This is a genomic window from Mesorhizobium wenxiniae, from assembly GCF_002284535.1.
Lineage (GTDB): Bacteria > Pseudomonadota > Alphaproteobacteria > Rhizobiales > Rhizobiaceae > Mesorhizobium > Mesorhizobium wenxiniae.
Genome location: NZ_NPKH01000011.1, coordinates 510,982 through 523,515, shown reverse-complemented (window position 1 = coordinate 523,515; position 12,534 = coordinate 510,982). Strand labels below are relative to the sequence as shown.

Annotated in this window: 15 protein-coding genes and 1 pseudogene; 10 read left to right on the top strand and 6 right to left on the bottom strand. The window is 63.4% G+C overall.

Translation table 11 applies throughout. The annotated features are described in order from the left end of the window. Positions 1–107: 107 nt before the first annotated feature. Positions 108–734 (top strand): glutathione S-transferase family protein, encoded by a 627-nt coding sequence (locus tag CIT31_RS04960; protein ID WP_095517657.1) that lies wholly within the window; start codon positions 108–110, stop codon positions 732–734. 15 nt (positions 735–749) lie between these two features. On the opposite strand, the gene CIT31_RS04955 is transcribed toward CIT31_RS04960, so the two are convergent. After that, a complete protein-coding gene (locus CIT31_RS04955; protein WP_095517656.1) occupies positions 750–2,006 on the bottom strand; it encodes an RNA polymerase sigma factor in 1,257 nt (418 codons plus the stop codon). A 7-nt stretch (positions 2,007–2,013) separates the two neighbouring features. Next, positions 2,014–2,382: a YciI family protein gene (locus tag CIT31_RS04950; RefSeq protein WP_029347934.1), complete on the bottom strand. Its 369-nt coding sequence runs from the start codon at positions 2,380–2,382 to the stop codon at positions 2,014–2,016. Between the two features lie 241 nt (positions 2,383–2,623). Between CIT31_RS04950 and CIT31_RS04945 the strand changes: the two genes are divergently transcribed. From CIT31_RS04945 to CIT31_RS04935, 3 genes are all read left to right on the top strand, one after another. Continuing rightward, positions 2,624–3,583 (top strand): TAXI family TRAP transporter solute-binding subunit, encoded by a 960-nt coding sequence (locus CIT31_RS04945; RefSeq protein ID WP_095517655.1) that lies wholly within the window; start codon positions 2,624–2,626, stop codon positions 3,581–3,583. Positions 3,584–3,765: 182 nt separating this feature from the next. Next, a complete protein-coding gene (locus tag CIT31_RS04940) occupies positions 3,766–5,856 on the top strand; it encodes a TRAP transporter permease (RefSeq protein ID WP_095517654.1) in 2,091 nt (696 codons plus the stop codon). Continuing rightward, positions 5,853–6,224, top strand: coding sequence for a DUF1850 domain-containing protein (locus CIT31_RS04935; RefSeq protein ID WP_095517653.1), 372 nt, complete (start codon positions 5,853–5,855; stop codon positions 6,222–6,224). The genes CIT31_RS04940 and CIT31_RS04935 overlap by 4 nt, the downstream gene beginning before the upstream one ends. Before the next feature lie 74 nt (positions 6,225–6,298). Here the strand turns inward: CIT31_RS04935 and CIT31_RS04930 are convergent, their stop codons facing one another. Then, positions 6,299–6,742, bottom strand: a complete 444-nt coding sequence (locus CIT31_RS04930) for a thiol-disulfide oxidoreductase DCC family protein (protein ID WP_065006453.1) — start codon at positions 6,740–6,742, stop codon at positions 6,299–6,301. Positions 6,743–6,954: 212 nt separating this feature from the next. Beyond that, positions 6,955–7,101 (bottom strand): hypothetical protein, encoded by a 147-nt coding sequence (locus CIT31_RS04925; RefSeq protein ID WP_023801394.1) that lies wholly within the window; start codon positions 7,099–7,101, stop codon positions 6,955–6,957. A gap of 406 nt (positions 7,102–7,507) precedes the next feature. Here CIT31_RS04925 and CIT31_RS04920 point away from each other — a divergent pair, with 406 nt between their 5' ends. Continuing rightward, positions 7,508–8,014, top strand: a complete 507-nt coding sequence (locus tag CIT31_RS04920; protein WP_095517652.1) for a YciE/YciF ferroxidase family protein — start codon at positions 7,508–7,510, stop codon at positions 8,012–8,014. Positions 8,015–8,073: 59 nt separating this feature from the next. After that, positions 8,074–9,091 (top strand): annotated as a pseudogene (gene ligD, locus CIT31_RS04915) (DNA ligase D); the annotation flags it as partial. A gap of 7 nt (positions 9,092–9,098) precedes the next feature. On the opposite strand, the gene CIT31_RS04910 reads toward ligD, so the two are convergent. Further along, on the bottom strand, positions 9,099–9,773 hold the full coding sequence (locus tag CIT31_RS04910) for an ArsR/SmtB family transcription factor (protein WP_095517651.1): 675 nt from the start codon (positions 9,771–9,773) through the stop codon (positions 9,099–9,101). Positions 9,774–9,841: 68 nt separating this feature from the next. Here CIT31_RS04910 and CIT31_RS04905 point away from each other — a divergent pair, with 68 nt between their 5' ends. The 3 genes from CIT31_RS04905 to CIT31_RS04895 all read left to right on the top strand — a co-directional run bounded on the left by CIT31_RS04905 (position 9,842) and on the right by CIT31_RS04895 (position 10,892). Next, positions 9,842–10,069: a DUF1127 domain-containing protein gene (locus tag CIT31_RS04905; RefSeq protein ID WP_095517650.1), complete on the top strand. Its 228-nt coding sequence runs from the start codon at positions 9,842–9,844 to the stop codon at positions 10,067–10,069. 95 nt (positions 10,070–10,164) lie between these two features. Next, positions 10,165–10,551 (top strand): NIPSNAP family protein, encoded by a 387-nt coding sequence (locus tag CIT31_RS04900; RefSeq protein ID WP_095517649.1) that lies wholly within the window; start codon positions 10,165–10,167, stop codon positions 10,549–10,551. Then, a complete protein-coding gene (locus CIT31_RS04895; RefSeq protein ID WP_095517648.1) occupies positions 10,548–10,892 on the top strand; it encodes an antibiotic biosynthesis monooxygenase family protein in 345 nt (114 codons plus the stop codon). Before CIT31_RS04900 ends, CIT31_RS04895 begins: the two co-directional genes overlap by 4 nt. A 6-nt stretch (positions 10,893–10,898) precedes the next feature. On the opposite strand, the gene mbfA is transcribed toward CIT31_RS04895, so the two are convergent. Further along, complete coding sequence (gene mbfA / locus CIT31_RS04890; RefSeq protein WP_029347918.1) at positions 10,899–11,882, bottom strand: iron exporter MbfA; 984 nt, start codon at positions 11,880–11,882, stop codon at positions 10,899–10,901. 178 nt (positions 11,883–12,060) lie between these two features. Here mbfA and CIT31_RS04885 point away from each other — a divergent pair, with 178 nt between their 5' ends. Next, a complete protein-coding gene (locus CIT31_RS04885; protein WP_029347916.1) occupies positions 12,061–12,384 on the top strand; it encodes a hypothetical protein in 324 nt (107 codons plus the stop codon). The last annotated feature ends 150 nt before the right edge of the window (positions 12,385–12,534 follow it).

Sequence of the window (12,534 nt, the reverse complement as noted above, 5' to 3'; positions counted from 1 at the left end):
GCGCTGGACCGCTGAAAAAACACCTGTGGCGGCCGTGGCTCGCTTGAGTGGAGCGGCGCTTCCGGTTCAGATCGTCGCCGGCCTTGCACCGGCTGGCGGAGGATTTCATGTACAAGCTCTATACCCGTGCCAATACCGGCGGCGTTGTCGTCGAGGCGGCGCTGATACTGGCGGGTGCGCCTTTCGACCAGATCGATGTTCCGAAGTCGAACCCGCCCGACCAGGCCTTCCTCGACATCAGCCCCTTGAACCAGGTGCCAGTCCTGATCTTGCCGGACGGAAGTTCGATGACCGAATCGGCGGCGATCTGCATCCTGCTTGCCGAGCGCCACCCGGAAGCGAACTTGGCGCCGGCAGCGAACTCGCCTGACCGCGCCGACTTCCTGCGCTGGATGACGTTCATGTCGTCGGTCATCTATCAGGCTGACCTGCGGTTCTTCTATGCTCATCGCTACACAGCCGATCCCGGCGGCGTGGACGCAGTCAAGCAGGCGGCGATCTCGGAATTGGATCGCGGCTTGGCCATTCTCGATGCTGCCCTCGAAGGCCGCGACTGGCTGGTCGGCGACCAGCTCTCGCTGGCCGACATCTATCTCGTCATGCTGGTGGCCTGGCATCCCGAGGTCGGAAAAGTCCGCACCGCCTGGCCGAACATCGAACGCCTGTGGGCCAAATTGCGGGAGCACCAGGTGATGAGGAAGCTGAACGCCTCCCACGCCATGTGGCCGGCCTGAACCGATCGCCTTGTCTCAGTCTGCTTCCGCGCGGCCGAGCCCCGCCCGTCGTTCCTGTAGGAACCGGCGCACAGCCGGGTCGCGTTCGAGGCCGATCGCCCGGTCATAGGCTGCGGCCGCTTCCCGGGTTTTGTCGATCCTGGCCAGAAGGCCCGCGCGCGCGGCCCAATAAGGCTGATAATCATGCAGCCGTTTGTCGTCGCCAAGCTCATCAAGTGCACTCAATCCCGCCGCGGCGCCGTCGGCCTCGGCAATGGCCACCGCGCGGTTGATCGAAATCACCGGCGAGCCGGCAACCATCGACAGCGCGTCGTAGAGATGTTTGATCGCAATCCAGTCGGTCCGGCCGGTCAGCCGCCGGGTCGTATGGGCGGATTGCACGGCCGCCTCGAGCTGGTAGCGACCGACAACGCCCTTGGCCGCGGCGCGCCTGAGCAGCGTCTCCGCTTCGTCGATCAAGGCGCCGTCCCACAGCGCAAGCTCCTGCTCGGCCAATGGCACATAGTCTCCGGCGGCGTTGCGCCGCGCCGCACGCCGCGCCTCGGCAAACAGCATCAGCGCCAGCAGGCCGAGCGCTTCCGGCTCATCCGGCATCAACGACGCCACCAGCCGGCCGAGCCAGATGCCTTCGGTCGCGAGATTGCGCCGCCGGGTTTCGGTGCCGGCCGGGTCGGACCAGCCTTCGGCGAACGCGGCGTAGATCGCTTCCAGCACCGCATCCAGCCGCTCGCCGAGCTCGGCCCGCTCCGGCACACGGAACGGAATGCCGGTCTCGCGGATGCGGTTTTTGGCGCGCACCAGGCGCTGGCCCATCGTTGCCGGCGACACCAGGAATGCAGAGGCGATCGTCGCGGCGTCGAAGCCCAGAATCGCTTGCAGAATCAGCGGCGCGCGCACGCCGGCCTCGATCGCCGGATGGGCGCAGGCAAACATCAGCCGCAGCCGTTCGTCGGGCAGGTCTTCATCGGCCATGCGGGCCTCGATCTCCTCGGCGATCAACCTGAGATGGTCGCGGCCCGCCTCGCTGGTCAGCCGCCGCCGGATCGCGTCGACGCTACGTTTTCGTGCCACCGCCAGCAGCCAGGCTTCCGGCTTCTCAGGCACGCCGGTTTGCGGCCAGCGTTCGAGCGCCGCCGCAAAGGCGTCGGCCAGCGCGTCCTCGGCGCCGGCCACATCGCGGATGCGCGCGGCCAGATAGGCGACCAGCTTGCCGTAGCTTTGGCGGGCGGCTGCATCCGCCGCCGCCCGTGCGATCTCCGGACGACTGTCCATCACATGGTCATTTCTCAGATAAGTACTCCGTCATTTCCCAGATCGGTCGCACCTCGACCGTGCCAGTGCTGGCTGCTGGACAACGTGCAGCCCATTCGATGGCCGTGTCGATGTCCGCCGCCTCGATCATGTAGAAGCCGGCAAGTTGCTCCTTGGTATCGGCATACGGGCCGTCGAGCACGTTGGTCTTGCCGTTAGCCATCCGTACAGAGGTGGCCGCCTGGGTCGGTCTCAGCCGGTCGCCGGCCAGCCATACGCCTGATTTCTTCAACGCTTCGGTATAAGCGCCATAGGCCGCGAGGGTCTGCTCGGTGCTCTCGCGTGGCGCATTCGCCATTGCGGCTTCGTTTCCGTAGATCAAAAGCATGTATCGCATGGTCTTCTCTCGTGGTTTCGAAGGCCGCGTCGTTGCCGGCCGAACCAATGTCGCGCGTCCTCGCCCGAATTCGACAGGCGCTGCAAAAATCTTTCGGCCCGGATGGCATCTCGCGCAAGCCTGCATGTCCAGCGGCATCGACCGTTGGTCTAATCGGCGCAATTGCGGGTTGGCATTTCCCGCCCGCTGTCTAAACTCGCCTCGGGTCGTGCCGTGGCAAATATTTCAGGGAGGAAAACACATGCTCAATTTCAGGACGAAGTTTGTTGCCGCCGGCGCGCTGGCGCTGTCGCTGGGCATTGGCGCGGTTTCGGCCAAGGCGCAGGAATTCATCAACGTGCTGACCGGCGGCACCTCGGGCGTCTATTATCCGCTCGGTGTCGCGCTGTCGGAAATCTACGGGAAGGGCATCGAAGGCGCCCGCACCCAGGTGCAGGCGACGAAAGCTTCGGTCGAGAATCTCAACCTGCTGCAGCAGGGCAAAGGCGAGATCGCCTTCGCGCTCGGCGATGCCGTCAAACTGGCCGCCGAGGGCAATACCGAAGCCGGCTACCCGGGCAAGCTCGACAAGCTGCGCGGCATCGCCGCCATCTATCCCAACTACATCCAGATCGTTGCCAGCAAGGAATCCGGCATCAAGACGCTTGCCGACCTCAAGGGCAAGAGCCTGTCTGTCGGCGCGCCGGCCTCCGGCACCGAGCTCAACGCCCGCGCCATCTTCGCGGCCGCCGGGCTGAAATACGAAGACCTTGGACGGGTCGAGTATCTGCCCTTCGCCGAATCGGTCGAGCTCATCAAGAACCGCCAGCTCGACGCCACGCTGCAATCGGCCGGCCTCGGCGTCGCATCGATCCGCGACCTCGCCACCTCGGTGCCGATCAACGTCGTTGCAGTACCGGCGGAGGACGTCGCCAAGATCGGCTCGCCCTATCTTTCGGTAGCCATTCCCAAGGGCACCTATGAAGGCCAGACCGAGGATGTCGCGACCGCCGCCGTCGGTAATTTCCTCATCACCCATGCCGACGTCTCCGACGAGACCGCCTATCAGATGACCAAGCTGCTGTTCGAAAATCTCGACCAGCTCGCCGCCGCCCACGCCGCCGCCAAGGCGATCGACATGACCAAGGCGCTCGACGGCATGCCGGTGCCGCTGCATCCCGGCGCCGAGCGGTACTACAAGGAAAAGGGGCTGGTGAAGTAGGGCACTCCCTCCCCCTCGAGGGGAGGGTGGCCCGCAGGGCCGGGAGGGGTCCTCGGTGACGCACTCCGTCTTTTCAGTCAAAGGTCGAGGCAGTTGAGGTTACCCCACCCGTCCATCCGCCTTCGGCGGCTGTCCACCCTCCCCTCAAGGGGGAGGGGAACGCCCCGCCAGGAACCCCGCCAATGACCGACGCCCCGACCGTTCTTTCCCCCACCGCCGAAGCCCCGGTCGAAGGCCTGCCGTCGGGTTTCGGCGAAGGCATCGCCGGCAAGGCCGCCTTTCTCATCGCCATCGCCTTTTCTATCTTCCAGATCTACATCGCCGCCTATGGCAGCCTTCCGAGCCAGGTGGTGCGCGCCATGCATGTCGGCTTCTTGCTGCTGCTCGGCTTTGCCCTGATCGCCAATCTGCGCGCCACAAGCACACCGGCGAAAGCAGCGTTCTGGGCGCTCGGCGTGCTCGGCTTTGCCACCGGCCTCTACAATTGGGTGTTCTATACCGACCTCATCCGCCGCTCCGGCTTCCTCACCACGCCGGACCTGATCATCGGCACGGTGCTGGTCGTGCTGGTCTTCGAGGCGGCACGGCGGCTGATGGGGCTGCCGCTTGCCCTGATCGCTCTGATCTTTCTCGCCTACGCTTTCTTCGGCAATCACCTGCCGCCGCCCTTCATCCATCGCGGCTATGATTTCGCCCAGCTCATCGACACCTTCGCCTTTGGCACCGAAGGCATATACGGCACGCCGGTCTACGTCTCGGCCGCCTATATCTTCATCTTCGTCGTCTTCGCTGCCTTTCTCGAACGCGCCGGCATGATCGCACTGTTCAACGATTTCGCCCTTGGCCTGGTCGGCTCGTGGCGCGGCGGCCCGGCCCAGGTCTGCGTTCTGTCCTCGGCGTTGATGGGCACCATTTCCGGCTCTGGCGTCGCCAATGTGGTGGCCTCCGGCCAGTTCACCATCCCGCTGATGAAGCGCTTCGGCTTCCGTTCGGCTTTCGCCGGCGCCGTCGAGGCAACCTCGTCAATGGGCGGCCAGATCATGCCGCCGGTGATGGGCGCCGTCGCCTTCATCATGGCCGAGACGCTGAACATTCCCTATGCCGAGGTGGTCAAGGCGGCGATCATCCCGGCGCTGCTCTATTTCGGCGCCTGCTTCTGGCAGGTGTACCTGGAAGCCGGCAAGGCCGGCCTACAGGGCATGGCCAAGGCGGACCTGCCCAATCCGTGGGACGCGGTGAGAAGACATTGGCCGCTGGTGCTGCCGCTGGCCGCGCTTATCTATCTGCTGTTTGCCGGCTATACGCCGATCTTTGCCGGCACCATGGGTCTGGCGCTGACCATCGTGCTCATCCTCGGCACGCCGCTGGCGGCGTTGATCGGGCCGCTTGCCTTCCGCATCGTCTTCTGGCTGGCGTTGGGACTTGCCGCCGCCTCTTTCATGAAATTCGGCGTCAATATCCTCAGTCTTGTGATCGCCGGGCTAATTGTCGCCTGCGTCACCTTCAAGGGCGGTCGCGAGACGCTGCAGATATGCGTAGATTCGCTTGCCGAGGGAGCAAAGAACGCGCTGCCGGTCGGCATCGCCTGCGCCATCGTTGGCGTTGTCATCGGCACTTTGACGCTCACCGGCATCGCCTCGACTTTCATCGGCTGGATCATCTCCATCGGCGAGAACAATCTGTTCCTGTCACTGGTGCTGACCATGCTGACCTGCCTGGTGCTCGGCATGGGCATACCGACGATCCCCAACTACATCATCACCTCGTCGCTGGTCGGACCGGCATTGCTGTCGCTCGGCGTGCCGCTGGTGGTCAGCCATATGTTCGTCTTCTATTTCGGCATCATGGCCGACCTCACACCGCCGGTGGCGCTGGCGGCCTTCGCCGCCGCGCCCATGGCCAAGGAGAGCGGCCTCAAGATCGGCATCCAAGCCACCAAGCTTGCCGTCGCCGGCTTCGTCGTGCCGTTCATGGCGGTCTACACCCCGGCGCTGATGTTGCAGGACCCCGGCCCGATCGCCGCCCAGTTCGGCTATCCCGTCGAGGTCGCCTATGTCGTCGCCAAGGCTTGCGTGGGCATTGCCCTGTGGGGCGCAGCCACCGTCGGGTTCCTCGCCCGGCGCATGGCCTGGTGGGAACGTCTCGTCGCCTTCGCCGCCGGCGTGCTGCTGGTTGCGGCGCTGCCAGTCACCGACGAAGCTGGCTGGGCGCTCTCTGTCGCCTGGATCGGCTGGCATTGCTGGCGTGCGCGGCAGGCCACCGGCACCGCATGAGCCTCTGTATCCTCGCCGCCGGCAAGACGGTGACGCTCACTGTGGCTGCGTTCACGCTCGCCTGGACGCATTCGGTGGAAAAGACGCGTTGGCAGGAAGACTGGAAAGTGATGCCTTCCGGCTTGCAGATCGCCGAGGCGCGGATCAAGGGCTCGGGCGCCGGCATGGAGCCGCCGGAAGGCTCGGTGCTGCGGGACGGTTGGTGGGTCTATAAACCCAAGATGGCGCCGCAGCGGCGCCTTGTGCTCGCGGCCTCTGGCGCGACGGGCTGGACGCTGTGCACGATTCAGGGCTGCCGCGAACTCGCCAGGGCGGCAGGCGACGCGATCTTGCTGGAGCCTTGCGAAGCTTCGAGCCAGCCGCGATAACGGATGATTCCGGCAAAGAGGGGTGCCGATCCGACCGCGGTATCGGGCAGGATAGAACCTTTGCAGTGGCCGGCCTAGCCAATCAGCCGCCCTTTCAACTCGGCGGACGGGATCTCGCAGCTCTCTTTCCTGCCGAACAGCGCGTAACGATTCTTCGCAACGCGATCGTAGAGCCAGTCGCGAAGCGGGCGCGGCAGCAGGAGTAAAGATCTCGCCGCCCGCCACGGCCAGCCCAGTTCCGCCATCACGGCAATGAAACTGTCCAGCCGCGTGAAGGCGGCACCGTCGATGAGGGCCAGATTGGTCTCGTAGCTGTCCGTCCGCAGCCCGTATTTTCGGAACAGCGCTTCGCCGAGCGGCGACTGCGCCGTGGCGAAACGGAAGCGGCTTTTGCGGTCGAGCCTGACCACCATGCGCACAAAGCCAGAGCACAGCACGCAGACGCCGTCGAACACGATCAGAGGCTGGCTTGCATCGAAGGCTGGCTTTTCGGGAGGATGGTCTGGCTGGGCGGTCACACGAGTCCCGGCTTCTTGGTGTCAAACGACACTAAGCTTGCCGGCGGCGAGATCAAAGCCCCTGAATCTCAAAGCCCTAGAATCTCAGAACCTTGGCGTTGTCGCACGCCGCCTGTCGGCGAGCCCAGGACGTTCCGCGCGATAGGTCGTCGCACGGTGATCGGCGGCCGGCCTGCAGATCCGGCTGTCGTGACGGCCTTCCATGGTCGTCATCAGTGCGCGCTGATGCCGAGCGTGTGGCCGCGGCGTGCGCAAGCGGGGCCGGGGCCGCGCATGTAATAGCGCTCCGGCCGGTAGGTCGGCGCGACGAATTCGCGGATGGCGGCAGCGTAGCCGATGAGGTGCGTCAAGAAGTTCATTGTCCCTGTCCCTGTCCCGATTTCGGATGTCCCTTCCGAATTGCGGGCATCATAGCGTCGAGGCGTGAATAGTCGGTGAACACGATGTTAATCTTTGGTCAAAAAGGCCTTGGTTCGTGGCTGGAATGCGGCTGATTCGGGGTCTTTCCATGCAGTTCGTCGGCATTCCGGCTAGTGTGACTTTTGCATCACATATGTTTCGTTTGGATGTCGCTGCGGCGCGCTTGTGTTTCAACTTTGGCCGGCGCCGCGAAATTTCCGTGCGTGCTCGGGGAAAGCCAGGAACCCGTCCGATAGCCGCACGTTGACGCTAAAAGCCGGGACCAACCCGGCCCACCAGGCAGCGGCTTCCGTGCGGAACCGCCGCCAGGACCCCGCACAGCTAGAACAATGGAAAGGCAAAGCCATGGGTTTCTTTTCGAAAGACATCAAGACCCTGGACGACCTCTTCGTCCACACGCTTCGCGACATCTATTACGCCGAAAAACAGATCGAGAAGTCGCTGCCGAAGATGATCGACAAGGCGACCGATCCGCAGCTGAAAGCCGGCCTGGAGAAGCACCTCGGCCAGACCAAAGGCCAGATCGAGCGGGTCGAGAAGGTGTTCGAACTGCATGGCGTGAAGGCCAAGACGGTCAACTGTCCGGCTATCGACGGCATTCTCGAGGAAGCCGATGAAGTCAGCGGCGACATCGACGACAAGGACGTTCTCGACGCCGCCCTGATCGCATCCGCGCAAGCGGTCGAGCACTACGAGATAACCCGTTACGGCACCCTGATCGCCTGGGCCAAGCAGCTTGGCCGTACCGACTGTGCCAATGTCCTGGCCAACAACATCAAGGAAGAGCAGGCGACCGACCGCAAGCTTACCGAGATTGCGGAAGCCAAGGTCAACCTTCAGGCCGCGGAATAGCACCCGCGATCGAGGCAAGGCCGGACAACCCGGCTTTGCCTCACTTTCCGTACCTGGACGTCGACCGTATAATGCGCCACGCCTCGTTCCAGATTGCGCGAGGACAAACCGGCGGAGGAAGTCGTGCAGGAAAAGCCGAAGGCACCCGCAGGCAAGGCCGACACCAAGGCAAAGCCTGCCGGGGGCAAGGGCGAGACCTCTGTCAAATCCGCCGGGAGGGCAAAAACCGTCGTAAAACTTTCTCATCCCGACAAGCTTCTGTGGCCGCAGGAGAAGGTCTCTAAGCAGGGGCTGCTCGATCATTACGCTTTGGTCTGGCCGCGCATGCAACAATACGTTGTCAATCGGCCGCTCAGCCTTGTACGGGCGCCGGACGGCGTCGGCGGCCAACGCTTCTTCCAAAAGCATGCGTCCGCAGGCATGCACGAAAAAATCGCCAGGATGAAGGATCCGATGGACGGCGAGGAGATATTGTTCATCCGCGATTTCGATGGTGTCGCTGCCTTAGTCCAGCTCGGCGTGGTCGAGATCCATATCTGGGGCTGCACCATCGACGAACTGGACAAGCCGGACCAGATCATCTTCGATCTCGATCCCGACGAAGGCGTCGACGTGAAAGCGGTGCGCGCGGCGGCGCTCCAAATCCGGGGCCAGCTCGATGAGCTGTCATTGCCGCATTTCGTCAAGACCTCCGGCGGCAAGGGCTATCATGTCGTCGTGCCGCTGAAACCGTCGGCGGATTGGGATGAGGTGAAGGACTTCGCTCACGATTTCGCCCGCGCCCTCGAGCAGGCCGCCCCTGATCGGTATACAGCGACGCTGTCGAAGAAGGCGCGCACCGGCAAGATCTTCGTCGACTATCTGCGCAATGGCCGCGGCTCGACCACGGTGGCACCGTATTCGTCGCGGGCCAAGAAAGGCGCTACGGTCTCGATGCCGGCGACCTGGGCGGAGATCGAGGCCGGGTTGGCGCCGAACGCCTTTCCGGTCGGCGACAAGACGACGCTGAAGCAGTTGGCGAAAGCCGATCCCTGGGCGGATTTTTTCAAGCAGGGCAAGCCGCTCAAGGGCGGCTGATCATCTTTCAGCCGAGAAAAACCGTCTCGAAGGCCTGCTTGCCCATCGGCGAAAAGATCACCGCGCGGCTGTCCTTTTCGCGCCGCGCCCATTTTTCCAAAAGGATCTTGTCGAGAATGGCCGCGCCCAGCGTGCCGGCCAGATGCGAGCGCCGCACGCTCCAGTCGAGGCAGGCCCGACACACGGGTCGCCGCGCCTTGCTCTCGACATCGATGCCGATCTCGGCGAAATGCGCGGCGGCTGACGGCCCAAGCCTGATCTCCTTATCGTCGCGGATGAGGACTTTTTTGCCGACAAGACGATCCAGCATCGCCACTGCCTGTTCTCCGGCGAGGTGGTCGTAGCAAACCCGCGCCGCGCGCATGGCCGCATCACGCGGACCCGGCCGCACCCGTTGCGGCCCGACCGCAGCGGCGACGCCGGTGATCGCCTCGATCATGCCCGCCACCTGCGGTCCGGCGAGGCCGTAGTAGCGATGCCGCCCCTGGCTTGCCAGCGTCAGCAGCCCGCCCTCCATCAGTTTCGACAGATGCGAGCTGGCAGTCGGCAGCGAAACGCCGGCCTCGAGCGCCAGTTCGCTCGCCGTCAGTGCCGTGCCGCCCATTAGCGCGGTCAGCATGTTTGCTCGCGCCGGATCGCCGACCAGGCTGGCGATGCGGGCTATATCTGGTCCTTCACGCATAGTTCGTTCCCCATCGAAGCATTGTCGTCAGATAACCACTATCCTCCGCTGAGATCAAGGAGACAACGATGACCGCAAGAACCATTCCCCACACCGTGCTTGTCAGGCGCTTCGGCCGTCGGCCGTTTCCGTTCATTATCTTGCGCAGGTTGCATCTGCGGCTCCTGGCGCGGTGGTACGACCGCCATCTGCAGCGCCTCGACCTCGCCGAGATTGACGAGCACCTCTTGCGCGATGTTGGCCTGACGCCAGAAGACGTTCGCCGCGAATGCGCGAAGTGCTTCTGGCAAGCGTGACCACCAGAGAAATTGCCTAGCACATCGGTCCGCCGAACGTTTCGACCCCACTCGAACTGTCGCTGCAACAAACAAATCCAGCAAGGAGACAAAAGATGACCATCACCTGCTTCATCCGTTACGAGATCGACCCGTTCGGCAAGGCGGCATTCGAGGAATATGCCCGCAACTGGGGCGAGGCCATCCCGCGCTGCGGCGCCGATCTGATCGGCTATTTTGCGCCGCATGAGGGCTCGGCCACCACCGCCTACGCCGCTTACAATATCGACAGCCTGGCGGCTTACGAAGCCTACCGCATCAGGCTCGCCGCCGATCCGGTCGGCCGGGCGAATTACGAATTCGCCCGGCGTGAAAGATTCATCCTGAAGGAGGATCGGACGTTTCTGAAACTCGCGTCCGGGCCGCACGCACCGAAGCATGATGCCCAGAAGTTGCAGACTTTTCAGACCGAGATCATGCCTGAAGGAAAGGTGAAACTATGATCGCCGTCATTTTCGAAGTCGAGCCGGCAGCGGGCAAGCGCGACGCCTATCTCGGCCTCGCAGCCGACCTGCGTCCGCTGCTCGACGGCATAGACGGGTTTCTCACCATCGAGCGCTTTCAGAGCCTCACCGACCCGAACCGCATCCTGTCGCTGTCGTTCTGGCGCGACGAGGAGGCGGTGAAGGCCTGGCGCAACACGGAGAAACATAGGCAGGCGCAGAAGGCCGGCCGTGGCGGGATCTTTGCCGGCTATCGTCTGCGCATCGCCCATGTCGTGCGCGACTACGGCCTGACCGAACGCGCCGAGGCGCCTGAGGACAGCCGGGCGGTGAATGGGTAGCGCTTTCTAGGCATTCCCGATCAGCACTCCAGCCGCAAACACCAGCGCGCCGCCCAGCACCACCTGGAAGGCGGCGCGCCAGAATGGCGTCTGCATGTAACGGTTCTGCACAAAGGCGATCGCCCACAGCTCGAAGAACACCACCACGACCGCGAGAATTGTCGCGGTCCAGAAATAAGGAATGAGGTAGGGCAAGGCGTGACCGAGACCGCCCAGCGCCGTCATGACGCCTGTGGTAATGCCGCGTTTAACCGGCGAGCCGCGCCCCGACAGCTTGCCGTCGTCGGAGGCGACCTCGGTGAAGCCCATCGAGATGCCGGCGCCGATCGAGGCGGCAAGCCCGACCAGGAAGGTCTGGAACGTGTCGTGCGTGGCGAAGGCGGCGGCGAAGATCGGCGCCAGCGTCGACACCGATCCGTCCATCAGACCGGCCAGTCCCGGCTGCACATAGGTCAGGATGAACTGGCGCTGCTCGGCCGCGGCTTCCTCATCCTTCACCGCACCCGGCACATGCTTTTTCTCCAGCCGCTGCGCCAACGTCTCGTGGCCCTGTTCGGCGACCGCCAGATCGTCGAGCAGCTTTCGCGTCGAGGCATCGCTGGTGCGTTTCGCTGCCTCGACATAAAACAGATAGGCTTGCCGCTCCATCGTTTCAGCCTGTTGGCGCACATGCTCGATGCCGAGCGGCCTGACCAGCCAGTCGGGCCTGCGCTCGTAATAGCCCTTCACATGCTCGCGCCGGATGAGCGGAATGCGTTCGCCGAAACGTTCGCGGTGAAGCTCGATTAGCGAGTCGCGATGGCCGTCCTCTTCCTCGGCCATCTCCTCGAACACTTTGGCCGAATGCGGAAAGCTACCCGCCAGCCCGTCGGCATAGGCGCGGTAGATGCGCCCGTCATCCTCCTCGGAAGAGATGGCGAGCGCCAGGATCTCTTGCTCCGAGAGCGACTCGAAAGGACGGCGGCCAAAACCGAAAACACGAGAAAGCATGAGAAATTCACCCCAGTTTAGAATAATTCTAAACTAGGGTTTGGTGCGCTCTTGGTCAATCGCGCCCGTCGGCCGGACGTTCAAAATTAGCGACTCCGGGATTCTTCCGCCACCTCTTCTTCATTGGCGAATGTTCACCTATATAGCCGAACTTAAGCCAAGAGAAAGGAAACCGTAAATGCCGGCAAAATTGCCCACCCATGCATTTGACCCGAAACCCGTTCTCGACCTCATCGCCAGCATCGAGGGGGACCTGCAGCGCCTTAAAGGCTTGGTCGAGCAGCAGGTCGAAAAATTCGATCCGGCCAATCCGCACAACAAAGCGCCCGACGGCAAGCTGACAGAGGAGGGCGTCGAGTGCTGCTACCGCATGTTCGACGAGGGCAAATCGCGCTATTCGGTTGCCCAGCAGATGAAGATCTCCTTCGCCGCCGCCACCCATCGCTTCAACACTTGGCGCAAGATGGGCGGCGCCAAACGGAAAAGGACGCTTTTGGGGTGAGAACCCGGTTCGTCGCAGGCGAATTGAAAAGGTCCAGCGGACCTTTCAAAGGATTCGAACCCGGGGAGCTGCCGCCGGCAGCGGCCTCCGGCTGAGGCAATCAGCTACCAGACCGGGGCAATTGACAGCCATTCGTCAATTGAAGAACGC

Coding starts and splice junctions, on each gene's coding strand:
- CIT31_RS04900 (WP_095517649.1), top strand. CDS start 10,165: ATGACCATCACCTGCTTCATCCGTTACGAGATCGACCCGTTCGGCAAG.
- CIT31_RS04885 (WP_029347916.1), top strand. CDS start 12,061: ATGCCGGCAAAATTGCCCACCCATGCATTTGACCCGAAACCCGTTCTC.
- CIT31_RS04945 (WP_095517655.1), top strand. CDS start 2,624: ATGCTCAATTTCAGGACGAAGTTTGTTGCCGCCGGCGCGCTGGCGCTG.
- CIT31_RS04960 (WP_095517657.1), top strand. CDS start 108: ATGTACAAGCTCTATACCCGTGCCAATACCGGCGGCGTTGTCGTCGAG.
- CIT31_RS04950 (WP_029347934.1), bottom strand. CDS start 2,382: ATGCGATACATGCTTTTGATCTACGGAAACGAAGCCGCAATGGCGAAT.
- CIT31_RS04935 (WP_095517653.1), top strand. CDS start 5,853: ATGAGCCTCTGTATCCTCGCCGCCGGCAAGACGGTGACGCTCACTGTG.
- CIT31_RS04920 (WP_095517652.1), top strand. CDS start 7,508: ATGGGTTTCTTTTCGAAAGACATCAAGACCCTGGACGACCTCTTCGTC.
- CIT31_RS04940 (WP_095517654.1), top strand. CDS start 3,766: ATGACCGACGCCCCGACCGTTCTTTCCCCCACCGCCGAAGCCCCGGTC.
- CIT31_RS04925 (WP_023801394.1), bottom strand. CDS start 7,101: ATGAACTTCTTGACGCACCTCATCGGCTACGCTGCCGCCATCCGCGAA.
- CIT31_RS04910 (WP_095517651.1), bottom strand. CDS start 9,773: ATGCGTGAAGGACCAGATATAGCCCGCATCGCCAGCCTGGTCGGCGAT.
- mbfA (WP_029347918.1), bottom strand. CDS start 11,882: ATGCTTTCTCGTGTTTTCGGTTTTGGCCGCCGTCCTTTCGAGTCGCTC.
- CIT31_RS04905 (WP_095517650.1), top strand. CDS start 9,842: ATGACCGCAAGAACCATTCCCCACACCGTGCTTGTCAGGCGCTTCGGC.
- CIT31_RS04955 (WP_095517656.1), bottom strand. CDS start 2,006: ATGGACAGTCGTCCGGAGATCGCACGGGCGGCGGCGGATGCAGCCGCC.
- CIT31_RS04895 (WP_095517648.1), top strand. CDS start 10,548: ATGATCGCCGTCATTTTCGAAGTCGAGCCGGCAGCGGGCAAGCGCGAC.